This window comes from Halogeometricum borinquense DSM 11551, assembly GCF_000172995.2.
Taxonomy (GTDB): Archaea; Halobacteriota; Halobacteria; order Halobacteriales; family Haloferacaceae; genus Halogeometricum; species Halogeometricum borinquense.
This window is the reverse complement of the sequence record NC_014729.1, coordinates 2,576,098-2,596,379: the sequence shown is the minus strand read 5'-3', so window position 1 is coordinate 2,596,379 and position 20,282 is coordinate 2,576,098. Positions and strand designations below refer to the sequence as shown.

Annotated in this window: 26 protein-coding genes; 17 read left to right on the top strand and 9 right to left on the bottom strand. The window is 61.5% G+C overall.

Annotated features, from left to right (window positions below; all coding sequences use genetic code 11):
• The first annotated feature begins 23 nt into the window (after nucleotides 1-23).
• Nucleotides 24-599: a hypothetical protein gene (locus HBOR_RS13110; RefSeq protein WP_006056281.1), complete on the top strand. Its 576-nt coding sequence runs from the start codon at nucleotides 24-26 to the stop codon at nucleotides 597-599.
• Nucleotides 600-631: 32 nt separating this feature from the next.
• Here the strand turns inward: HBOR_RS13110 and HBOR_RS13105 are convergent, their stop codons facing one another.
• Complete coding sequence (locus HBOR_RS13105) at nucleotides 632-1,012, bottom strand: hypothetical protein (RefSeq protein ID WP_006056282.1); 381 nt, start codon at nucleotides 1,010-1,012, stop codon at nucleotides 632-634.
• Between the two features lie 146 nt (nucleotides 1,013-1,158).
• Here HBOR_RS13105 and HBOR_RS20310 point away from each other — a divergent pair, with 146 nt between their 5' ends.
• From HBOR_RS20310 to HBOR_RS13090, 3 genes are all read left to right on the top strand, one after another.
• Complete coding sequence (locus tag HBOR_RS20310; RefSeq protein WP_013440691.1) at nucleotides 1,159-1,863, top strand: hypothetical protein; 705 nt, start codon at nucleotides 1,159-1,161, stop codon at nucleotides 1,861-1,863.
• 223 nt (nucleotides 1,864-2,086) lie between these two features.
• Nucleotides 2,087-2,281: a cold-shock protein gene (locus tag HBOR_RS13095; protein ID WP_006056283.1), complete on the top strand. Its 195-nt coding sequence runs from the start codon at nucleotides 2,087-2,089 to the stop codon at nucleotides 2,279-2,281.
• A gap of 216 nt (nucleotides 2,282-2,497) precedes the next feature.
• Nucleotides 2,498-2,857, top strand: a complete 360-nt coding sequence (locus HBOR_RS13090) for a VanZ family protein (RefSeq protein ID WP_241432412.1) — start codon at nucleotides 2,498-2,500, stop codon at nucleotides 2,855-2,857.
• A gap of 19 nt (nucleotides 2,858-2,876) precedes the next feature.
• Here the strand turns inward: HBOR_RS13090 and HBOR_RS13085 are convergent, their stop codons facing one another.
• Complete coding sequence (locus HBOR_RS13085) at nucleotides 2,877-3,332, bottom strand: pyridoxamine 5'-phosphate oxidase family protein (RefSeq protein ID WP_006056285.1); 456 nt, start codon at nucleotides 3,330-3,332, stop codon at nucleotides 2,877-2,879.
• Nucleotides 3,333-3,441: 109 nt separating this feature from the next.
• Between HBOR_RS13085 and nucS the strand changes: the two genes are divergently transcribed.
• On the top strand, nucleotides 3,442-4,218 hold the full coding sequence (nucS, locus tag HBOR_RS13080; protein ID WP_013440690.1) for an endonuclease NucS: 777 nt from the start codon (nucleotides 3,442-3,444) through the stop codon (nucleotides 4,216-4,218).
• 5 nt (nucleotides 4,219-4,223) lie between these two features.
• On the opposite strand, the gene HBOR_RS13075 is transcribed toward nucS, so the two are convergent.
• A complete protein-coding gene (locus tag HBOR_RS13075; RefSeq protein WP_006056287.1) occupies nucleotides 4,224-4,883 on the bottom strand; it encodes a type 1 glutamine amidotransferase in 660 nt (219 codons plus the stop codon).
• A gap of 124 nt (nucleotides 4,884-5,007) precedes the next feature.
• On the opposite strand from HBOR_RS13075, the gene HBOR_RS13070 reads away from it, so the two are divergent.
• Nucleotides 5,008-5,538, top strand: a complete 531-nt coding sequence (locus HBOR_RS13070) for a 50S ribosomal protein L16 (RefSeq protein ID WP_006056288.1) — start codon at nucleotides 5,008-5,010, stop codon at nucleotides 5,536-5,538.
• Nucleotides 5,539-5,680: 142 nt separating this feature from the next.
• Nucleotides 5,681-6,538, top strand: a complete 858-nt coding sequence (locus HBOR_RS13065; RefSeq protein ID WP_006056289.1) for an ATP-grasp domain-containing protein — start codon at nucleotides 5,681-5,683, stop codon at nucleotides 6,536-6,538.
• A 78-nt stretch (nucleotides 6,539-6,616) separates the two neighbouring features.
• Here HBOR_RS13065 and HBOR_RS13060 read toward each other — a convergent pair whose 3' ends face one another.
• On the bottom strand, nucleotides 6,617-6,979 hold the full coding sequence (locus tag HBOR_RS13060) for an Hsp20/alpha crystallin family protein (RefSeq protein WP_006056290.1): 363 nt from the start codon (nucleotides 6,977-6,979) through the stop codon (nucleotides 6,617-6,619).
• 277 nt (nucleotides 6,980-7,256) lie between these two features.
• Between HBOR_RS13060 and gap the strand changes: the two genes are divergently transcribed.
• From gap to HBOR_RS13045, 3 genes are read left to right on the top strand one after another with little or no spacing between them, the layout of a single operon-like run.
• A complete protein-coding gene (gene gap / locus HBOR_RS13055) occupies nucleotides 7,257-8,309 on the top strand; it encodes a type I glyceraldehyde-3-phosphate dehydrogenase (RefSeq protein ID WP_006056291.1) in 1,053 nt (350 codons plus the stop codon).
• A 57-nt stretch (nucleotides 8,310-8,366) separates the two neighbouring features.
• Nucleotides 8,367-9,578 (top strand): phosphoglycerate kinase, encoded by a 1,212-nt coding sequence (locus tag HBOR_RS13050; protein WP_006056292.1) that lies wholly within the window; start codon nucleotides 8,367-8,369, stop codon nucleotides 9,576-9,578.
• A gap of 58 nt (nucleotides 9,579-9,636) precedes the next feature.
• Nucleotides 9,637-10,125: a metallophosphoesterase family protein gene (locus HBOR_RS13045; protein ID WP_006056293.1), complete on the top strand. Its 489-nt coding sequence runs from the start codon at nucleotides 9,637-9,639 to the stop codon at nucleotides 10,123-10,125.
• A 36-nt stretch (nucleotides 10,126-10,161) separates the two neighbouring features.
• Here HBOR_RS13045 and HBOR_RS13040 read toward each other — a convergent pair whose 3' ends face one another.
• Nucleotides 10,162-11,247, bottom strand: coding sequence for a type II glyceraldehyde-3-phosphate dehydrogenase (locus HBOR_RS13040; protein WP_006056294.1), 1,086 nt, complete (start codon nucleotides 11,245-11,247; stop codon nucleotides 10,162-10,164).
• A gap of 189 nt (nucleotides 11,248-11,436) precedes the next feature.
• Between HBOR_RS13040 and HBOR_RS13035 the strand changes: the two genes are divergently transcribed.
• Nucleotides 11,437-12,393, top strand: coding sequence for an aminopeptidase (locus HBOR_RS13035; protein WP_049890608.1), 957 nt, complete (start codon nucleotides 11,437-11,439; stop codon nucleotides 12,391-12,393).
• Between the two features lie 387 nt (nucleotides 12,394-12,780).
• A complete protein-coding gene (locus tag HBOR_RS13030; protein WP_006056296.1) occupies nucleotides 12,781-13,437 on the top strand; it encodes an HVO_0476 family zinc finger protein in 657 nt (218 codons plus the stop codon).
• A gap of 8 nt (nucleotides 13,438-13,445) precedes the next feature.
• On the opposite strand, the gene HBOR_RS13025 is transcribed toward HBOR_RS13030, so the two are convergent.
• Together HBOR_RS13025 and HBOR_RS20305 are read right to left on the bottom strand one after the other, a co-directional pair.
• Complete coding sequence (locus HBOR_RS13025) at nucleotides 13,446-13,925, bottom strand: DUF7344 domain-containing protein (protein WP_006056297.1); 480 nt, start codon at nucleotides 13,923-13,925, stop codon at nucleotides 13,446-13,448.
• A gap of 168 nt (nucleotides 13,926-14,093) precedes the next feature.
• Nucleotides 14,094-14,351 (bottom strand): hypothetical protein, encoded by a 258-nt coding sequence (locus tag HBOR_RS20305; RefSeq protein ID WP_241432413.1) that lies wholly within the window; start codon nucleotides 14,349-14,351, stop codon nucleotides 14,094-14,096.
• 166 nt (nucleotides 14,352-14,517) lie between these two features.
• Between HBOR_RS20305 and HBOR_RS20300 the strand changes: the two genes are divergently transcribed.
• The 3 genes from HBOR_RS20300 to HBOR_RS13010 all read left to right on the top strand — a co-directional run bounded on the left by HBOR_RS20300 (nucleotide 14,518) and on the right by HBOR_RS13010 (nucleotide 16,116).
• Nucleotides 14,518-15,015: a class I SAM-dependent methyltransferase gene (locus HBOR_RS20300; protein WP_241432414.1), complete on the top strand. Its 498-nt coding sequence runs from the start codon at nucleotides 14,518-14,520 to the stop codon at nucleotides 15,013-15,015.
• Between the two features lie 21 nt (nucleotides 15,016-15,036).
• Nucleotides 15,037-15,792, top strand: coding sequence for a protein-L-isoaspartate O-methyltransferase family protein (locus HBOR_RS13015; protein ID WP_013440687.1), 756 nt, complete (start codon nucleotides 15,037-15,039; stop codon nucleotides 15,790-15,792).
• Between the two features lie 75 nt (nucleotides 15,793-15,867).
• Complete coding sequence (locus HBOR_RS13010) at nucleotides 15,868-16,116, top strand: YgaP family membrane protein (protein ID WP_006056299.1); 249 nt, start codon at nucleotides 15,868-15,870, stop codon at nucleotides 16,114-16,116.
• 117 nt (nucleotides 16,117-16,233) lie between these two features.
• Here the strand turns inward: HBOR_RS13010 and HBOR_RS13005 are convergent, their stop codons facing one another.
• Nucleotides 16,234-17,325 carry a pyridoxal-phosphate dependent enzyme gene (locus tag HBOR_RS13005; RefSeq protein WP_006056300.1) on the bottom strand — a complete coding sequence of 364 codons (1,092 nt, stop codon included), beginning with the start codon at nucleotides 17,323-17,325 and terminating at the stop codon, nucleotides 16,234-16,236.
• Complete coding sequence (locus HBOR_RS13000; protein ID WP_006056301.1) at nucleotides 17,325-18,281, bottom strand: succinylglutamate desuccinylase/aspartoacylase family protein; 957 nt, start codon at nucleotides 18,279-18,281, stop codon at nucleotides 17,325-17,327. The genes HBOR_RS13005 and HBOR_RS13000 overlap by 1 nt, the downstream gene beginning before the upstream one ends.
• Before the next feature lie 179 nt (nucleotides 18,282-18,460).
• Here HBOR_RS13000 and HBOR_RS12995 point away from each other — a divergent pair, with 179 nt between their 5' ends.
• Nucleotides 18,461-19,789 (top strand): MFS transporter, encoded by a 1,329-nt coding sequence (locus HBOR_RS12995; RefSeq protein ID WP_006056302.1) that lies wholly within the window; start codon nucleotides 18,461-18,463, stop codon nucleotides 19,787-19,789.
• Nucleotides 19,790-19,962: 173 nt separating this feature from the next.
• Complete coding sequence (locus HBOR_RS12990; protein WP_006056303.1) at nucleotides 19,963-20,280, top strand: DUF7536 family protein; 318 nt, start codon at nucleotides 19,963-19,965, stop codon at nucleotides 20,278-20,280.
• Nucleotides 20,281-20,282 lie beyond the last annotated feature (2 nt).

Genomic DNA, 20,282 nt, shown 5'->3' with positions numbered 1-20,282 from the left:
TATACGAGTAACGAATACACGTTGTGTCATTCGTATCGCTTCAACTGACACCGCTCGATTCCCTCATCAGCTTCGGGCTGTACATCCTGTTTATTGCCGTGGTGTCGATGGTTCTCATCTTTGCGATCACCGGCGGAATCGGCCTTCTCGGTGCCGTCCTCTCGGTCCCGTTTCTCTACGTCTTTCCCGACGTCCGTCGGTACCTCACCCTCGCTTCAGGCGGACAGCCTGAGGCTGAGATATCGCCGTGGCGTGTGGCGTTTCGCCCGCGGTACCTTCTTCTCGCTATCCTGTTCGGGATCGGGTACGGAATCACGTTTCTGTTCCTGTTCGAACCGATACGTACGTCCGACTTCATGCGACCGATCATCGGCCCGGTACCACTCATCGCCGGAATCCCGGCCGCATTCGTCCTGCTTGCGACTCCGGTCGTCTACGCCATCCACCGTCGTTCGAGTGCGTGGACGCCCGAAACGTCGAAGTGGCCGGTGTTGCTTCAGTGGGTTGTGTTCCTGACCGCCGTCGTAACGCTCGGAACGGCGATTCCGGCGCTTGCGGTGCGCTTCCAGTCGGCTCTCCCGCTGTTCTCTGCCTTGTAGGCGTCGCTGCTGAGGTCTGTCAGATCGTCGATTCACGCGTCAAGGAGCGACGGCGGCTGGCGCTGGTCGGTATCGACTTCGACGGTTCCTGTGGCGTCCATCCATCCGCCGTGCGGTCCGTGTAGTTCGACGCTGATCGCGTCGCGGTAGTAGTCGTAACTCCAGCCGAAAACCCACCACGAATTCTGCCCTTCGACGGTCGTCATGACGTTTACTCGCGTCGTCTCGTTCGTGTTGAGCGCCACGTCGTAGGTGTAACTGCTCTCGTAACTCGTTCGATAGAGATGATCGGTATAGAGCCAGAGTCCGCCAGCGACTAGTCCAAGAGCAACGACGACAGTGATGACGACGACGGCGGCGAATCGACCCCAGCGATGCCACAATTGGCCAGCAGCGTTCGAGGCGTCGGACACGACAGAATATGGACGGGCGAAGAAAAATAGATTAGTGGCTGCCGAAACGACGGATCGACTCCTCGAAAGACGGCCTCTCTAACAGAACCTAGATAAGAAAAAGATTTGACAAGAATCTTATTTCACGTCGCCGTACCCGTCGAGCAGTGAACCGACGCCAGTTCCGACAGTATACGGCGTGGCACAACTACTGTAATGAGCGGACGTACACCGCGCCGGCGGACCCGTGGAAGCTCCTCGAAATCGATCCTGCGGATGTCGAATATTATAACGGAGCGTGTCGACTCAACTGGGGTCTCGGACGGGTGCAGGGGGGTCGATGGGATCGAGAGGAGAACTGCACTCCGATACGGGAGACAACGATTTACAGCGGACTCAACCAACGGTTCACGCACGGATACGACTGGGAGGAGACGGCGCTATATCGTCGAGCGAAAGAGCAGTTTGAGAACGGCAAACGGGTTCGTGGTTACGAGAGTATCGATGCGTACAGAAATGTCCGATGTACGTATCTCGACGAACTGTACCGGAAAATCGAACGGGAGGGGTATCGATCAAACGCGGATGCGACGCACGAAGCGGCGGACGACAGCGCCTACGAAGACGCGTACGCCCACCACTTGGAACCGCTCGTAGTTATCGGTCGCTCTGGAGATATCTACTGGACTGAGGGATTTCACAGATTCGCCATCGCATCACTGTTAGATGTCGAAGCGGTTCCCGTATACGTCCTCTGCAGACACGAACAATGGCAACGGATCCGCGACGAAATCTTCACCGCGTCGTCTCGCGGTCTGCCACCGAAGCAGCGCGTGCATCTCGACCATCCGGACGTTGCGGGACTCGCGTAGCGTCCGCACTCTCGTCCCTTCGAGATGGCGTCGAATTTCAGACTCGAACTGTCTGCTAACTCGGTCCCAACGCTTCTGTGTGCTTGTTCTATTCTCTCATATAACACACGGTGATATTGCAGATACTAGCCCGTACAGGCTGCTTCGCGCTGTTCCTGCGATTTTTCTCTCGGAGAACATTCTCGGAAGGGTTATCAGTGGGGGGCGGCTTGGTTCACAGGCTATGGCAGAAGGCAAAGTTGATTTCTTCAACGACACAGGCGGCTACGGATTCATAGAGACTGAGGACCACGACGAGGACGTTTTCTTCCACATGGAAGATGTCGGCGGCCCGGACCTCGAAGAGGGTACGGAGATCGAGTTCGAGATCGAGGACGCCCCGAAGGGCCCTCGCGCGAAGAACGTCACCCGCCTGTAAATCGGCGATTACTTCGAACAGCGTAGCGGACGGAGGCTGACGACGCGGCGGTCGATTGAGTTCGGTCCGTACACGGCAGTTCTCTGAACTACTTATACTTCTGAGCCGTGCGGCTCGACTCCGACCTCGCCAGTATACCACCAACGACGACCGTAGAGGAAACGCTCAGGGTGACGACGTGCGAAGGGCTTTGTACGGATGCATCTCTCACGTCGCGTGCGCATCGTCTCTCTCGTCTGTTGGTGTGCCCTCGTCGTTATCGTCTCTGCCGTCCCCGTGCAGTCGGGTGCTCCCGTTTCGGCGGGGCTATTCGGTCTCGGTCTCGACAAGGTAGTCCACTTCGGAGCCTATGCCGTGACGGCGTTCCTCGCGGGCGTTGCACTCCGGGCGCGAGACGTTCGCGGACTCGCTTTGGCCGTCGTTGTCGCTGTCGTACTCGGTAGCGGTGTGGAACTGATGCAAGCGGCGCTCCCGACGCGGACGTTCAGTCTCGGGGACGCGGCGGCGAACACCATCGGTGCCGTCTGCGGAGCAGCGGCCTACCGACTCGTCTCCCGACGGCTAGACGACAGTTGAGCCAGCAGTCGGCACCGCTTTACGGCCGATTTCTGAGCCCGGTCGCTTCCGCGATATCGAGTGTCCACCCGCCGATACCCCGCATCGGTTCGGATTCCGAGAACAGGCTCGGGAACCACGCGTTGGCCTCCATTGCAGAGACGACTGCGTCCCACTCGTCGTCCTCGACCGGTCGAATCGTTCCGCTGACGATGACGCTTTGCCACTCGTACCGCCCCGCGACATCGAACACCGTCAACGTCGCCCCCGCCGTCTTCTCAGCGAACTCCTCTTTCCGACTCGTCTCTCCTCGGAGGAACACGAAGTACAGGTTGTCTCCGTCGTACCCGAACGATATCGGCACGCCATACGCCCGTTCTCCGTCTGTGAGTGCGAGTACGCCGACGCCGTGTTCACGCAAGAATGCGTCCACTTCCTCGTCCGTCATCGGGTTTCCCTGAATCGGCTCGAACCCCTCCACGTTGGATGGCGACATACAACACACTACGTCGTACAGCGGGAAATATCGTCGCGTCCGTGAGTCGCCCAATCGCCCGACGCGCTCTTTTTACCTCGTGGCTTCGAAAGCCGGGCACGCAGTTCAGATGACGGCAACGACGCTACACCGGCCGACGCACCGCGACGCGCTCTACTTACTAGAGGAGGCGTTCGGCGATGGACGGATGGTGACGATGTTCGGACGCTGTACGGTCGAGTACGACGGCCGTGCTTCGTCGAGTCTCGGGCCGGGCGAACGACTCGTCGTCTGCAAACCGGACGGAACCATCCTCGTCCACACCGACGAGAAGCGAAAGCCCGTCAACTGGCAACCACCGGGGTGTACGCACCGCGCGAGCGTCCGCGACGGCCGACTTCGCGTCCGAAGCGAGCGCTCGACGCCGCAAGAACATCTCGACGTCGCCTTCGAACGGATCGAACAGGTGTCGGCCTACGAGGTGACGGACAGAAGTGACCTCCAACTGCGGGGGAGCGAGGAGGACCTCAGACAGCGCATCCTCGACGATCCTGCACTCGTTGAAGCGGGATTCGTGCCGCAGGCGACAGAACGCGAAACGACTGCGGGACCGGTTGACATCTTCGGTGCGGACGCGGACGGGAAGCCGGTCGTCGTGGAGTTGAAGCGACGTCGCGTTGGTCCCTCCGCGGCCAGCCAACTCCAGCGGTACGTGGAAGCGCTGGACGAGGAGTTTCCCGACGAAGGCGTGCGTGGCATCCTCGTTGCTCCCTCCGTAACCGACCGCACGCAGGAGTTGCTGGCGGAGAACGGATTATCGTTCGTTGCCGCCGAACCTATCGCTGCGGAAGCGGACGGCGAAGGTAATCCGGGCGGTGTAGACGACGAAGGCACTGCACGGGACTAAATTAATCACCGCGCGCCCACGAGGCGGACGAAGTTCTCGAACGTCCGCTCGACCGTCACGCCGTCGAAGTCGCGGTGGGCCGGATCCTCGGGCCACTCGAAGTCTGACTCGATAGAGGGGAACAGTTGTTCCGTGAACTCCGGATGATACTGCACGGTCCACAGCGGCGCGTCTCGGTGCCGACTGGCGAGATTCGGGTAGTAGTCCGCGGCGGCGATAGCTTCCATCCCTGCACCGAGTTCGGTCACCACGTCGCTGTGGACGAGGGGGACACGCGTGCCGACGCCGTCGAACAGAGGGTCGTCTGCGAACCGAACCGGGTCGATACCGGCGTGGAGACCGTGGTGTTCGACGGCTCCGCCGAGGGCATCGTTGACGAGCTGGTGCCCGAAGCAGACGGCGAGCGTCGGCACTTTCTCGGCGACCAGTTCTCGAACGAGTTCACGCAAGTCGTCCATCCATGGATACGTCTCCGTCTCGTAGACGCCTGCGGTACTCCCCGAGAGGACGACAGCGTCCGCCGCGTGGAGTACGTCCGGTCTGCCACCGTGCTCTGCGAACGGATAGCTGCGGACGGTCGCACCGGCGGCTTCGAGATGTCGTCGAATCTCTGGCACGAAGTAGCGCGTCTCCGGATTCACCTCGTTCTCCAGAACGAGTATCATACGTGTACATCGTTCGCACGCGACGAGAACGCTCCGGTCGTGAGATGGACACACACGGTATTGTGAGCGGCTGATGCTTCGAAGCGCTTTTAGGCCGCATGACCGTTCTTCCGCACAAGTAACCATGGCTGACAAACCTGCCTCGATGTACCGCACCATCGACAAGCCGTCGTACACTCGACGCGAGTACATCACTGGAATTCCCGGTTCGAAAATCGCACAGCACAACATGGGTAACCTGCAGACCGGCCCCGAGGACTACCCGGTTCAGATCAGCCTCCGCCTCGAAGAGGAGTGCCAGATCCGTCACGGCTCGCTGGAATCTGCGCGTCTGTCGGCGAACCGTGTCATGCTGAAACAGGTTGGACAGAAGAACTACAAGATGGTGCTCCGCAAGTTCCCCCACCAGGTCCTGCGTGAGAACAAGCAGGCAACCGGTGCAGGTGCGGACCGTGTTTCCGACGGGATGCGTCAGTCCTTCGGGAAGGTCGTCGGCACCGCCGCGCGCATCCAGCGCAACGACCGCGTCTTCACCATCTACTGCGACGTCGAGGATGCGCCCATCGCCAAGGACGCGCTTCGCCGCGCCTACAACAAGATGTCGCCGCCGTGCCGCATCGACGTTGAGAAAGGCGAAGAACTGCTCGTCTCCTAATCGGGAGACCGTCTCTTCGGCTTTCTCGGGGGGAGACCGTCTCGTCTTCGACGCGAGTGCGAGTCGTATAGCTTCCCTCCGAATCGCCCGGCAAGCCGCCGGGACCCGGTTACTTTTACACTCTCCAGCTAACCCGTAGCTGATGCTTCGACTGGCGGTGACGACATCTAGCGAGACGTTCGACCGGATGCAGCAGCCACTCGCAGCGCGGGATATCGCCGTCGAACACCTCTCTGCGGTCTCGCGAACCATTCGCCTGACCGATACCGCTGACGACTTCGACGTGGGATTCGTTTATCCGACGCGGCTGATGGAGGGCGGTGCGTTGACCGCACAGCGACAGCTTCCGTGGGTGAACGGCCGCGAGGCGGTGCTCTCATCGCGGAACAAAGCGGGCGTGATTGCGGCGTTGTCGCGGGCGGGACTGCCCGTCCCCGAGACGCGCATGGTGTCGAATCCCGTAGATGAGGAGACGGTGATCAACGCCGTCGCGGATCTCTCGTTCCCGTTGGTCGTCAAACCCAACTCCGCGACACGCGGCGTCGGCGTCGCCAAGGTGTCCGACGTGGATTCGCTGCTCGGCGTTGTCGATTATCTGAACCTCGTGCACGACTACCGGGCGACGGGCGACAAGTCGTATCTGATTCAGGAGTTTGTCCCGAACGCCCGAGACTACCGAATTATGGTGCTTGACGGAGAGGTTGTCGGTGGCGTCGAACGCCGACTCCCCGAGTCACTCGACGAGGGCCGCTGGAAACACAACGTTCACCGGGGCGCAGAGGCGACCGAACTGACGGTTTCAGAACGACACCGAGAATTAGCCGTTTCGGTGGCCGAAGCGCTTGGTATCGACTATCTCGGTGTTGATCTGCTGGTCACCGGCGAGCTGACAGTCGTCTCCGAGACGAACGCCCGGCCGACGATAGACCACGAGAAGTACGCGTCTGACTTTTGGGACAGACTGGCGGCGCTGATACGCCGTACTGCCGAGCAGTCGTAAAGAAGAATCGGATTAGGCCGCCGTCGGTCTCGTATGCGGTGCCCGTTTACAGTACCGGGTCGGCGGTTGTGGTGACGGCTATTCGAGGTCGATAGCCGCAGAGTCCCCTGTCTTCTCGAATGTGACCTGTAGGACGCCGTTGTTGAACGACGCGTCCGCGGAATGTTCGTCCACTCGGACGGGGAGGCGGATTCGTTCGTCGTACTCTCGACGGTCGCTTGCTGCACTCACTGTAAGCGTTTTACCGTCGCACTTCAGGTCAATTGCGTCCTTCTCCACACCCGGAAGGTCCGCGACGAGTCGAATGGCCTCGCCCTCATCATACACGTCGATGTGGGTCTCCGAGGCGAATCCAGTGGAGTCACCACCGGTCATCTCGTTCATCATCCGTTCGATTTCATCGAAGATGTTGTCGAACGGATCGTCGCGATCGTCTCTCATGCAGACGACCTTTAGTCTGTACCTTTCAAAAGCCTTCTCCCCCGAGCAGATACCGACGCCGTGCGCCTCCCCCCGAGAGTTCCCGCCGGTGTTCGATACTGCGCAGCTGTGAATGTATCTGCTCGTCCTTGTGTGCCTCGTTCTGAGCGTCTCCGTGCCGATTTCAATCATTGTTCACGCTAAAACGACAGTACGACTCTCTTATGGCGCTGATTTCGCCCGTTTCATCTATCGAGAGACATATGGATTCAAGTATCTTGACCGATAATACTCGGATATGAGTGAAAAATCATACCTCGCCGCTGGTGAGAAGGTGGGTGACGACGACGTAGTTCGCGTCGGCCTGAACGGGTTCGGTCGGATCGGGCGGAACGTGTTCCGCGCGGTGATGGAGAATCCGAAGGTGGAACTCGTCGGCATCAACGACGTGATGGACTTCGAGGACATGGCCTATCTCGCCAAGTACGATACGGTGATGGGCCGGCAGGATGAGGTCTCTCTCGACGGCGACGAACTCGTCGCGGGCGACACGTCCGTCCCGCTTTTCAACATCCAGAGTCCCGCCGAACTGCCGTGGGACGAACTCAACGTGGACGTTGCGCTCGAATGTACGGGCATTTTCCGCACCAAGCAGGACGCTTCCGCACACCTCGATGCGGGCGCACATAAGGTTCTCATCTCCGCACCGCCGAAGGGCGAGGAACCGGTCAAACAGATAGTCTACGGCGTCAATCACGACGAGTACGACGGCGAGGACGTAGTCTCGAACGCCTCGTGTACGACGAACTCCGTCACGCCCGTGGCGAAAGTCCTCGACGAAGAGTTCGGCATCGAGTCCGGTCTGTTGACGACGGTCCACGCCTACACCGGATCGCAGAACCTCATCGACGGCCCGAAGGCCAAGAAGCGCCGCGGCCGCGCCGCCGCCGAGAATATCGTCCCAACCTCGACGGGTGCCGCACAGGCCGCGACCGAGATTCTGCCGCAACTGGACGGCAAACTCGACGGAATGGCGATGCGCGTCCCCGTCCCCAACGGTTCGATCACGGAACTCGTCGTCTCACTGGACGAGACACCGTCGGTCGAAGAACTAAACGACGCCTTCCGTGACGCTGCTGACTCCGGTCCGCTCGCGGGCGTCCTCGGGTACACTGACGACGAAGTCGTCTCCTCGGATATCGTCGGTCTGCCGTTCTCCTCGACGGTTGATCTTCAGTCTACGAACATGGTCAACGACGGCGGTCTCTACAAGATCCTGACGTGGTACGACAACGAGTATGGCTTCTCGAACCGGATGCTCGATATGGCCCACTTCATCACCCACGGCTGAACGCCCGACCGCACACCACTAAGTGGAATCTCTTCGTCTTTCAACTCGACCACACACATGTCCACATTCAAGACTCTCGACGACCTCGAAGCCGACCAGCGCGTTCTCGTTCGCCTCGACCTGAACTCTCCCGTCGAAGACGGCGAGGTACAGGATAACCGACGTTTCGAACGACACGCAGAGACAGTCAGCGAACTGGCCGAAGCAGGTCACCGCGTCGTGCTGATGGCCCACCAAGGCCGTCCGGGCGGCGACGACTTCGTCTCGCTCGAACAGCACGCTTCAATCCTCGCGGACCACGTCGGACACGACGTGGGATTCGTCGCCGACACGTTCGGTGACGACGCCATCGACGCCATCGAGTCGCTGTCCGCCGGTAACATTCTCCTCTTGGAGAATACGCGGATGTGCGACGACGAACTTCCCGAAGAAGACCCCGAAGTGAAGGCAGACACGGCGTTCGTCCAGACGCTTGCGCCGTACTTTGACGCCTACGTGAATGACGCGTACTCGGCCGCCCACCGGTCGCACGCGTCGCTCGTCGGGTTCCCCCTCGAACTGCCTGCCTACGCAGGACGCGTGATGCAGACGGAGTACGAGGCCAACTCCGCGATCGCCACCCGAGAGTTCGACGGACAGGTGACGATGGTCGTCGGCGGGACGAAGGCGACAGACGTGATCGACGTGATGAACAACCTCGGCGAGAAGGTGGACCGCTTCCTCTTGGGCGGCATCGCGGGCGAACTGTTCCTCCGGGCCGCCGGTCACGACGTCGGCTACGACGTTGGTGGGATGGACCTGTTCGACGACCAGTGGGAAGCGAACCACGAGACCATCGAATCGCTCATCGAGGAACGCGGCGACCAGATTACCCTCGCGGTTGACCTCGCCTACGAAGACGAAGCCGACGAACGCGCCGAGATAGCCGTCGAAGACATCGACGAAAAAGACCGTGCGTACCTCGACATCGGTACGGACACCGTCGAAGCGTACGATCCGGTTATCCGCGACTCCGAGGCCGTCTTCGTGAAGGGAGCCCTCGGCCTGTTCGAGGACGAACGCTTCTCTGAGGGGACGGTTGGCGTCCTGCGCGCCATCGCGGAGACGGACTGCTTCTCCGTCGTCGGTGGCGGCGACACCTCCCGCGCTATCGAGATGTACGGGATGAGCGAGGACGACTTCGGCCACGTCTCAATCGCAGGCGGCGCGTACATCCGTGCGCTGACCGGTGCATCGCTGGTCGGTGTCGAAGTCCTACAGGATAACTAAGGCAGTCGGCGATTCGACCGCACTAACTTTCTTGCGCTGCTCTCTCGAATCGGGAGTCATGAGAGTCGGCATCTGTTCAGATACGCACGATAATCTCGAACTCGCGCGCGGGGTGGTGGAGACGTTCGAATCGGCGGGCGTCGAGACGGTGATTCACTGCGGCGACATCGTCTCGCCGTTCACCGCGAACGTCTTCGACGCGGACTTCGACTTTCACGCCGTCCGCGGTAACAACGACGGCGAGTGGAACCTCTCGAACGTCGTCGATTCGTTCGGGACGTACCACGGCGAGTGCGCCACGTTCGACTTCGACGGAACCGCCGTCGCCGCGTACCACGGAACGAGCGAGACGCTGGTGGATGGACTGGTCGAATCGGGTGACTACGACTACGTCTTCCGCGGGCACACCCACCAACGAACGTACGAAAAGAGCGGTGAAACCGTCCACGTGAATCCCGGCGGGCTTCCGATACCGGGCGCGGACGACACGTATCACGTCGCACTCCTCGACGTGGACGAGGGCGACGTGGCGTTTTACGAGGTTTGAGCGGGTCTTGGACCGCCGCCACGCCCTGACGATAGCTTAGTCGTCGGCGATTTCCGTCTCGGTGACTGCTTCGGCCTCGTCCTCGTTGCTAAAACCCGACGGATCACCCGTGATACCGACGCCGAGGTAATCATCCGTCGTCACCATGCTTTCGGCCTGATCGACCGACTCCGTCATCGCGCGAATGGCGTCAACGTTCTCGGGGATCACGTCGGATTCCTGGTGAATCGCCTGGAACAGGTACAGGTCGCGGCCTTCGACGGCGATCGACTCGCCCCAGACGCAGTTCTCCCAGAGGTCACCGCGCGGGCGGCCCGCGTCGAGCGCGAAGTCTTTGAGTTTCCCTGCGCCGTCGATGCCGAGTCCTTCGGGAATGACGTAGACGCGCGATTCCGATTCGAGGAGTTGCCGGACGTGCGCTGCCGTCACGTCGTCTTCGAGCGTGACGTTGAGGCTGTGGACGTGCATCAGCGTTGCAGGCACTTTCAGTCCGAGCGTATCGATAGCGAGGTCGGGGAAAATCGTGTTCACGTCCGGCCCGTGGTGACTCGGAATCGAAATCGGGTTCGGGAGAATGTCGTTGATCGGGCCACGGGAGTTCTGTCCGGGGTCGCCACCGCGGCGGACCAGCGTCGCGCGCACCTTCTCGACGCCGTATTCCTCGCGCAGGGGTGCGATAATGCGCGAGAGACCGGTCGTGTTACAGGAGACGGTTCGGACGTAGTCTACGCCCCGTGCGTCGTCGTAGTTCGCGCGGGCGTTGAAGCTCACCTCGCCCACGTCGGCGTCTTCGCCGCCTTGGAAGATGGCGGGCGTGTCGTGCGATTCGTAGAGTGCTTTGTTCTCCGCGCCGATGCCCGACGGCGTACAGTCCACGACGATGTCGGCGTCAGCCACCATCTCGTCGACGGCACCCTCGACATCGATGCCCGCTTCCGAGAACAGGGGCATCCGTTCGGGGATTGCGGCGTACATCGGGTACCCGCGTTTGACGGCGGTGTGGGCCTCGAAGTTCGGCTGGGTTTTCGCCACACCGATGACTTCCATGTCAGGTTGTGCGTCCACGGCGTCAGCGACACGTTTTCCAATTGTGCCGTAGCCGTTGACACCCACTCGTATCATCGGTGGAGTCTCGAATGCGGACAGCAATAGTTATTTCGGAGATTTTTTGCCAGGAATTAACTCTCCCCCGAGTAATGGGGAGGATTCTCGCGCAGGTGAGTTACTAATCGCCGGGTCGTCACACCCCTGAAATCGCCCGACTAGTGTGGGATGGGAACGCCTAACCGCACGGGCGTCCCACACGGTGACATGACTGATGCCGAGTTACGCGCCGCCGCAGAGACGGCAGTTGTGCAGTGCATGAACCTCGCCCCTGACGAGTCCTGTGTCGTCGTCACCGACGACAAACGCCTCGCTATCGGAGAAGCCCTGTACGATGTCGCTTCGGAGGTTACGGACGACACGACGCTGCTTCGGTACCCACCGGGCGACCAACACGGTGCGGAACCGCCAGCCGCCGTCGCCGTGGCGATGGCCGAGGCGGACGTGTTTCTCGCGCCGACGACGAAGAGCCTGAGTCACACTCGCGCGCGGGGCGACGCCTGCGACGCAGGCGCGCGCGGTGCGACGCTTCCCGGAATCACCGAAGACGTGTTCCTTACCGGGTTAGACGCTGACTACGACACTATCTCCCAACACTGTCTCGACGTTCTCAAGCAGGTAACCGAGGCTGAGGAAATCCGCGTCACGACGCCGTCGGGTACCGACATCACCTTCGAACCCGGTTCCCGCGACTGGCTAGCTGACACCGGCATCGTCCACGAGGCGGGCGGGTTCTCGAACCTTCCCGCGGGCGAGGTGTTCGTCTCGCCGGAGAACGCCAACGGGACGTACGTCGTGGACGGGACGATGATGCCGCACGCACTCTTAGAGGAGGGACAGGAACTCCGCTTCGAGGTCGAAGACGGTTACGTGACGGAAATTTCTGACGACGACGTACGCAAACAGATCGAGGCGGGCGCGGAGGAAGTCGGCCGCGACGCTTACAATCTCGCAGAGTTGGGGATCGGAACTAACGTCGGCGTCGATGAGTTAGTCGGGTCCGTTCTCTTAGACGAGAAGGCGGCCGGAACGGTTCACATCGCCATCGGTGACGACGCGGGTATCGGCGGCGACACCGACGCGCCCCTGCATCTGGACGGCATCATCCGCGAGCCGACCGTGTACGCGGACGGCGCGGTCGTAGACCTCCCGAGCGTCGAGTGATGGCGTCGAGAGTCGGCAACCGAGTGAAACTGTCCGAGTAGTCGTTTCCCGACGAAACACTGCCCGAAGACGCCCGCCGCTCAGTTGCTAATTCCGTGCCGCCAATACTTTGTTCACTACTGTCGGTGTGATGAGACCGACGGCAATGCGGGAAGCTACCAGCACTCACGAATGTTCAGTAGAAATCCGAGTGAGAAGCCAGACACTGGCCGCAAGAACGACCAACACAGCGGCGAGAAAGACAGTCATTACTTTCGTGCCGTGAGAGACCCTCCCCGAATCTGACAGTCACAGAACATCAATCCTGCGTCTGAGCGTGTCAGACACCCAGTCCCACGGGACGCGCGGAAGGGCGGATTTTTACGGCGTGACGGGATAGAACCCCGCATGAGCAACACGCAGGACCGCATCGCGGTCGCTTGTCCCTCCTGTTCGCCCGCGGAGGAGACAGTACACGAAGTGCTGAAGACGGGTGGGCAGGCGACGGTTCGCTGTACGGAGTGCAGTCACGTCCACAAAGTTCGCATCGAAACGGAGCAGGAAGTCGAAAAGCAGGTCATCGTTTCGCAGGATGGCGACTCGTTCAAGACGATGGTCGATGCGCCACCGGAGGAGACCATCGCCGTCGGCGAGGAGTTCATCGTGGACACGGACGAGGCCATCATGCTCGTTCGTATTACGGGTCTCGAAACCGGTCCCGAGCAACGCGCTGAGGAGGCCGTCGTCGAGGATGTCGAGACCATCTGGACGCGCGCTGTGGACAACGTCTCCGTGAACGTCACCGTGAACCCGAAAGAGGGGACCGGCTACCGCGAGGACACACGGAGTTTCAAAGTGAACGTTCCCGGCGATTACGAGTTCGTCGTCGGTGAGACCGAGGAGTTCGGCGACGAAAAGTTCGCCGTCAAGGCGCTTCACGTCCGCGACGACGCTCCCGAGTACCGCCACGGCAAACTCGATCACGACGGCGATATGGTGTACGCGAAGGACATTAACCGTCTCTACGGCACGGACAAGACCACCTCCGCGTGGTCTGCGTGGTAAGAGGCGCGCTATTCGGCCGCTTCGGCCTCGACGACTAACATCTCCTCGGGAGCAGGTTCGTCCGCGAGAAACGGGGTCAGTGCCGCAAGCAGCGGTTTCGGTTCGACCGTCTCGTCCTCTGAGTCGTATTTGACAACGCCATACTCTTCGAGCATCGGTAGGTGTGAGTGGTGGAGTGAAACACGCGCGCGGTCTTGCGCTTTGGCATCGGGGGTGCCACCGGTATCGCCGCTGTCATCGCCATCTGATCCGTCTCGGTGTGCAACTCCCGCGACAAAGGAGGTGAGCGTCGAAAGCGGCGTCGGATCGCTGTTCTCCTCCGCGCGGAGGAAACGGAGGACTGCTCGACGCCGTTCGTCTTGGAGCAGGCGAAACGCATCGTCACGTGAGATACGTGCATCACCCCTTGCCGAATCGCTATCGTACGAGGTCGTGGCAGTGTGTCCATCTGCTACCGAGTCGTCGGCAAATACATCTCTGGCATCCATCGTGACAACAACCTCACGAGAATCGTATAAAAAGTTGAAATTGTTCCGGACGGAAATCGTCACCAAGACGTGAACTGCTTTCTGAGCTGTTTCATCTCTCAGGCCGGATGAAGCCAACTTTTCACCGGTCGCACCGTCAGGAGACGTATGCCGACCCGAGACCACTCGTCACTGGCGGTGGAAGAGTATTTCCTGCTGTGGGCCGCGCGTCGGAGCGGTATCTTGGGCGCGCTCCTCGATACAGCGGGGTCGCCCGAGGCAGTTGCACGTGAGGCGGATGTGACCGAACACGCCGCTCGCGTCGTCGTAGACGCTCTCTCGGATCTCGGATTCGTCAAGCAAGTGGGCGCGGAGTACGAGATAACGAACCGCGCCCTCGGCTTTCTCGCAAAGCGGGATGTCCGCTCTATCGGCCGTCTCCCGCACACGCTCGACATGTTCGATCTGTGGACTGATCTGCCGGAAACGATGCAGACAGGCGACGCTCCTGAACTCCCCGACGAGTGGACGCGGAACCGACTCGGCGCGCACGCCGCGATGGACGACGCGACCGTTCGAGCGCGCGTGACCGCCGCTGTCCGTGAGGCACCGAATGCTGACTGCGTTCTCGACATCTGCGGTGCGTCCGGCGCGTACGACAGAGTTTGCCGCGCGCGGGTACGAAGCGATGCTTCTCGACGCACCCGCTGTTATCGATGCTGTCGCACCGATGCTCGGGCACCGCGACGTTCGCACCGTCGCAGCCAACGTGCCCGCTTTCGAGACCGACGACCAGTACGGACTCGTGTTCGCCGCCGACGTGACGAGTCGATACGACCCTGCGGCGAATCGGACGCTACTCGGACACGCGTTCGACGCTCTCGAACCGGGTGGAACGCTCGTGCTTGTTGATACGCTCCGCGACGGGTCTCCTGCGGCGGTTCGGGCGCGAATCCGGGCGCTGGGCGTCGGACACGGCGACGCCTATTCAGCGGAGATGTATCGGACGTGGCTGGACGAGGCTGGATTCAGTGCTGTGTCCGTACGGCCGGTACCCGGCGACGAGCGGACCGCTGTCATCGCGCGCCGGCCGGAGCGTGCGGTTGATTAGTGCGGACACCCGAGATTGTCTATGGACCCTGCGGTACTGCGTGAGGACATGGTTGATGGCCTCGAACACGGAATGGACGTGGCCGAATCCGTTGCCCTCGCCATGCGAACCGTCCCGCGACACGAGTTCGTCGAGGACGCCCCGTACCAAAACCGCGCTAGCAAGTTCGAGGGTTCGACCGTTCTCTCTCCAGCGAACGTCGCTCGACTGCTCACTGCGCTCTCGGCAGAACCGGACGAAGACGTGCTGATCGTCGGTGCCGGAGTCGGATATACCGCCGCACTGGTAGCCGAAATCGTCGGTGACACGCACGTTCACGCGGTCGATATCGACCGTAGACTGGTCTATGCGGCACGGTCAAATCTCCAATCCGTGGAGTCGGCCGCCGTCCTCGTAGACTGTCGTGATGGCGCGGATGGACTCCCGGAGTACGCGCCGTTTGACCGTATCCTCGTCGAAGCGGCGGCCATCGAACCGCCGAACCGACTCGTCTCGCAACTCGAACCCGACGGCCGACTCGTCTTCCCGATGGGCGGGCCGAAGCAGACGCTCGTGAGCGTCGATGCCGCGGGCGAAGTCGTCGAAAAGCACGGACCCGTCGCGTTCGACCCGCTGTTGGTCGAAGGCGAACAGCGGAGCGGACCTGTCCGAAACCGGACAGTCCGCGAGGATGCCGAATTCAGTGACTCTGGGTACTTCGCACCCAGCGGATGGGAACAGGAGTGGATCGATTGGGACGAGCGACTCAGCGGCCGGCAGCGTCGATACGAGCGCTGACGCGGTTCTCCAGTTTCGAGAAGCAACACTCTACGTTATTCTCTCACACGGCGTATCTCAGACCGGGTGAAGCCCATGGAGAAAAACGTCGGTGGCTACGACCGCATCGCTCGACTCGTCGTCGGACCGCTCCTCGTAATCGTCGGTGCCGCGGCAGTCGCGGGCCTGTTTACCATCGCGGCCGGGACGCTCGGACTCGTCCTCGCAGGGGGTGCTCTCGTCGTCGGGGCCGTCCTCCTCACGACTGGCCTCACGCAGAAGTGCCCACTCAACGACGTGATCGGTATGGATACATATCGCGGGAAAGCGAACGATGGACGCTGAAACGCCCGATGAGAACGCCGGGCGGCCGAGCTAACTCAATTTTGACGAAATCCCAACCAGCGCAATTCTCGGTCCTTTGCTTCAGTTCTTCAGTCCGCTTCGATTCCCTTCTTCACTTCAGTTCTTCAGTCCGCTCCCTGTGAGCGGAACGACCACGTCGTCGTCATCCGAGAGAACCCCGCGTTCGCGGTACTCGCCGAGTGCAGCGGGTGCGACGGCACACGTCGGTTCCGTGTAGAATCCGCGTCGGTGCAGGCGGTCGAGTTCCGTCTCCACCGCATCTTCTGTGAGTGCGATGGCGTCGCCATCGGTCGCGTCCACGGCGTCGAGAATCTGGTCGAGACGCGTCGGATCACGTATCTGGATGCCGTCGGCGACATCGTTTGTTCCCTCGGTTGGACCGTGCAGTTCCTCCGCGACGGGCGCGTACCCGGCCGCTTGCGCGCCGAGCAGTTTCGGCATCTCGTCGATCCAACCCGCGTCGCGGAGTGCGCGGAAGCCGCGGTATGCGCCGAGGAACAGCGTTCCGTGGCCGAGTGGCGTGACGACCGCGTCGGGAGCGGACCATCCGCGCTGGTAGGCCACCTCGTAGGCAAACGTTGCCGTCCCGGCGAAGAACGCCGGATTCCACGCGTGAGAGGCGTACCATCCGTCGCCGTCTTCGACCGCTTCGAGACAGGCGTCAGTCACGTCCTCGCGGGAGCCTTCCACACGGACGGGCGTGGCTCCGGCGCGCTCGATGGCGCGGAGTTTCGCGGCTTTCACCGACGCAGGAACGTAGATGTCGGCGTCGATACCGGCCCGGGCGGCGTAGGTAGCGATGGCCGCCCCCGCGTTGCCCGAGGAGTCTTCGACCACTTTCTCGATGCCGAGTTCCGTCGCGACTGAGAGTGTTGTCGTCGCCCCGCGGTCCTTGAACGACCCTGTCGGGAAGACGTACTCCAGTTTGAACGCGGCATCCCACTCGGGAGCGTCAACCAACGGGGTCATCCCTTCGCCGAGGGTGACGTGCGGGCCGACGGGGAGGAAGTCAGCGAACGACCAGAGACCGCGCCGGTCGTCGAACTCGCGAGGGTCCGGCGCACTGCGCGACGGACGGGCGTCCGCAAGAAAGTCCAACGGCGCGCCGCAGTCACACCGCCACGCCCACGCCGTTTCGTACGTCTCACCGCACGCGGAACACCGCAGAGAGAGGTTCGAGAGGGACATCAGAACGTGTCGATGCCGGTCCCGACCGAACAGACATACTCACCGGTTGCGACCTGCGGGAGTCGGCGTGAGCGCCAGAAGATCCCGGTGTTGTCCGCCGTAACACGGGCTTTGAGGCCGCCGAACACGTCCGTTATCTCGAACACGACATCGCCGGCTGATACCTGTTCGCCGAGGCTCTTTTTGAATCGAACCAGACCGCCGGTCGGCGCGCCGTACTGATCGAAGCCCTTCGCACGCGTCTGTCGTTCCGTCTCGACGCTGCCATCGATGAATCCGTATCCGCGGAGGACGTTGTAGACGCCGCGGACGCCTTTTTGGATGCTCTCTTCGTCCCATCCGACGCACCCGCCGAGTTCGGGGTCCACCGTCGGGATTCCCTCGTCGGGAGCGGCGCGGGCCAGTTGGCCGTCCGGTCCTTTCTGGTCTAAGACGTACCCGCACCCGAACGTCTTGGCGAGTTGGAGACACTCGCTGTGGAGGCGGTGGTGCCGCCCGCACCGAACCCGAACTTCGTCTATCATCTGTGAGGTAGAGCCTTGGTGGAGGTCGAGAATCAAGTCGGCACGCCGGGCCGCATCGAACGTCGCCGCCGCGATGCGTTCCGAAGATGTTCCGTTCTCGTCGCCGGGATACGCCCGGTTCATCTTCGTGTCGTCTATCGGGTTCCGGTGCTGTGCCACCTGAAATGCGTGGTAGTTGACGATACCGACAATGAGAATTTGTCCGGATAGCTCTGTGGGGTCTAATTGCGGAAACAGTCGCTGGATGACACCGACGCCGTTCAGTTCGTCGCCGTCCGAGGCCGCCTGCAGGTAGAGCGTCTTCCCGTCTGACGCTCCGTTCACGACGGCGCACGGCAGACCGACGGTGGTTCCATCGCGCGTCTCGCCCACTTCGAGACGCCCCGTATCCACCTCACCGGGGGCCGCACTCGCACTGCCGAGGGAAATCATTACCAGACACTGGGTTGCGTCTCCCTTTATCGGTTCGGTATCGTGACCACTCCCGACGCCCGTACTCCCCATCTTGTTGCGGTCGAGCGGTCGCGTGACGCCGAACGATTCAACCGAGACGCTTTACTCCCACCTGACTGGATCGGGAGAAATATCGTCTATCGGATGACACACAACGTATGGGACATGGGGAGACGGACGATCCGGACGCGCTCTCGACGTTCCGACAGTTCTTCGCCCTCGATGGCGACGTACTCGTCCTCTCGGTGTCGATGTTCGCGTTCAGTCTCGGCTTTCAGATGACGGGACGGTACATGCCTCGGTACATGAGCGTGCTCGGCGCTGGAGGCGTCGCAATCGGCCTGTACGGGAGTTTCGGCAACCTCATCAGCGCCGTCTATCCGTATCCCGGCGGCGCATTTTCTGATCGCGTCGGTTCCCGGGTCGCGCTCACTGCGTTCGGTTTCGCCTCTACCGTCGGCTTCCTGATCTGGTTGTTTGCCGACGCGTTCGGCGTCCTCACGGTTCCCGGATTCACGGTCGGACCGTTAACAATCGACTCCGTGCTGCTTCCCGTCGGCATCTTCGTCGGCCTTCTGTTCGCACAAGCGTGGAAATCGTTCGGTCTCGGCGCGACGTTCGCCATCGTCAAGCAGAGTGTCCCGCCGGGACGACTCGCCACCGGATTCGCCAGCACGGAGACGTTTCGGCGGACAGCGTTCTTCATCGGGCCACTGTTCGCCGCTGGCGTCCTCGCTGTCTTTGCCTTCGAGACGGGGTTCCGTGTCATTCTCGCCGTCGCCGCCGCCTTCGCCGCCGTGGCGACGGTCGCCCAACACGTCCTCTACGATGCGAGCGAGGACAGCATCGGAAAGTCCTTCGGGGGCATCTCGACCGTTCTCTCGGACCTTCGCTCGATGCCTCCCGCTCTCAGACCGTTACTCGTCGGCGACACGCTCGTCCGCTTTGCCAACGGGATGGTGTACGTCTTTTTCGTCATCGTCGTCGTCGAGTTCCTCGAAGTTGGCGTCACCCTCCCGGTAGTCGGATCCCTCTCACCGGATGCGTTCTTCGGCGTCCTCTTGGCAGTCGAGATGGCCGTCGCGCTCGTGACGATGGTTCCGGTGGCGAAACTCTCCCAGCGGTTCGGGCTGAAACCCGTCGTCGCCCTCGGGTTCGCCGTCTACGCGGTCTTCCCTGTTCTCCTGATAAACGCGCCCGACAGCGCACTCGTCCTCGCGGTGCTGTTTGCCTTTTCGGGGCTCCGGTTCGCCGGTCTCCCGGCGCATAAGGCACTCATCGTCGGTCCCGCCGAGGAGAACGCGGGTGGACGCGTCGTCGGCTCGTACTACCTCGTTCGTAACGTCGTCACTATTCCCTCGGCCGTTGTCGGTGGGTGGCTGTACTCGAACGATCCGAAGACGGCGTTTCTCCTCGCTACCGCCGTCGGTCTCATCGGAACGGGCTACTTCCTCGTATTCGGCCGCGAGTTCGAGGCGTACGCGTAAACGACTCGGCCGTCACGGTGAGGCGATATTCAGACGGATTCACCGGCCAATCGGGTTCAAGATGATGAGAGCTAGCATTGTCCTCCGAGAGGGACTGCAGAGTGACTTCGGAGTGACATCTGCCGTCGGAAAACAGTATAACATAGAACACTTCTTTCGATACCGACGAGGCTATGCTCCCCGAACCAGTAGCGACAACCGTGAGCGACGAGGTTCCGGGTCGGCCGCCGCAACGCGGACTGGCCCACGCGTTACACGTCCCGCGGAACGTGAAAATCGGTGCTATCGTAGGGATTGGCCTCGCAGTCGTCGCCTATGCGTTCCGCGTTCTCGAACTGTTCGGCCCGTTCGTCGGGACCCGAGAGTATCCGGTCCTCGGACCCGAAGGGTGGTTCGCCGTTCTCGCGTTCGTCCTCGCGTCATCGACGGCGCTGTTGGTAGCGTCGCTCTTGACGCTCGTTTCGGCGTACAGACTTGTCAAGGATATGTGAAC

Excerpts from the sequence above, each read along its gene's own strand:
- HBOR_RS13095 (WP_006056283.1), top strand. The coding sequence starts at position 2,087 with ATGGCAGAAGGCAAAGTTGATTTCTTCAACGACACAGGCGGCTACGGA.
- HBOR_RS13085 (WP_006056285.1), bottom strand. The coding sequence starts at position 3,332 with ATGTCGCCATCCAACGTGGAGGGGTTCGAGCCGATTCAGGGAAACCCG.
- nucS (WP_013440690.1), top strand. The coding sequence starts at position 3,442 with ATGACGGCAACGACGCTACACCGGCCGACGCACCGCGACGCGCTCTAC.
- HBOR_RS13075 (WP_006056287.1), bottom strand. The coding sequence starts at position 4,883 with ATGATACTCGTTCTGGAGAACGAGGTGAATCCGGAGACGCGCTACTTC.
- HBOR_RS13070 (WP_006056288.1), top strand. The coding sequence starts at position 5,008 with ATGGCTGACAAACCTGCCTCGATGTACCGCACCATCGACAAGCCGTCG.
- HBOR_RS13065 (WP_006056289.1), top strand. The coding sequence starts at position 5,681 with ATGCTTCGACTGGCGGTGACGACATCTAGCGAGACGTTCGACCGGATG.
- HBOR_RS13060 (WP_006056290.1), bottom strand. The coding sequence starts at position 6,979 with ATGAGAGACGATCGCGACGATCCGTTCGACAACATCTTCGATGAAATC.
- gap (WP_006056291.1), top strand. The coding sequence starts at position 7,257 with ATGAGTGAAAAATCATACCTCGCCGCTGGTGAGAAGGTGGGTGACGAC.
- HBOR_RS13050 (WP_006056292.1), top strand. The coding sequence starts at position 8,367 with ATGTCCACATTCAAGACTCTCGACGACCTCGAAGCCGACCAGCGCGTT.
- HBOR_RS13045 (WP_006056293.1), top strand. The coding sequence starts at position 9,637 with ATGAGAGTCGGCATCTGTTCAGATACGCACGATAATCTCGAACTCGCG.
- HBOR_RS13040 (WP_006056294.1), bottom strand. The coding sequence starts at position 11,247 with ATGATACGAGTGGGTGTCAACGGCTACGGCACAATTGGAAAACGTGTC.
- HBOR_RS13035 (WP_049890608.1), top strand. The coding sequence starts at position 11,437 with ATGACTGATGCCGAGTTACGCGCCGCCGCAGAGACGGCAGTTGTGCAG.
- HBOR_RS13030 (WP_006056296.1), top strand. The coding sequence starts at position 12,781 with ATGAGCAACACGCAGGACCGCATCGCGGTCGCTTGTCCCTCCTGTTCG.
- HBOR_RS13025 (WP_006056297.1), bottom strand. The coding sequence starts at position 13,925 with ATGGATGCCAGAGATGTATTTGCCGACGACTCGGTAGCAGATGGACAC.
- HBOR_RS20300 (WP_241432414.1), top strand. The coding sequence starts at position 14,518 with ATGCTGACTGCGTTCTCGACATCTGCGGTGCGTCCGGCGCGTACGACA.
- HBOR_RS13015 (WP_013440687.1), top strand. The coding sequence starts at position 15,037 with ATGGACCCTGCGGTACTGCGTGAGGACATGGTTGATGGCCTCGAACAC.
- HBOR_RS13010 (WP_006056299.1), top strand. The coding sequence starts at position 15,868 with ATGGAGAAAAACGTCGGTGGCTACGACCGCATCGCTCGACTCGTCGTC.
- HBOR_RS13005 (WP_006056300.1), bottom strand. The coding sequence starts at position 17,325 with ATGTCCCTCTCGAACCTCTCTCTGCGGTGTTCCGCGTGCGGTGAGACG.
- HBOR_RS13000 (WP_006056301.1), bottom strand. The coding sequence starts at position 18,281 with ATGATTTCCCTCGGCAGTGCGAGTGCGGCCCCCGGTGAGGTGGATACG.
- HBOR_RS12995 (WP_006056302.1), top strand. The coding sequence starts at position 18,461 with ATGGGACATGGGGAGACGGACGATCCGGACGCGCTCTCGACGTTCCGA.
- HBOR_RS12990 (WP_006056303.1), top strand. The coding sequence starts at position 19,963 with ATGCTCCCCGAACCAGTAGCGACAACCGTGAGCGACGAGGTTCCGGGT.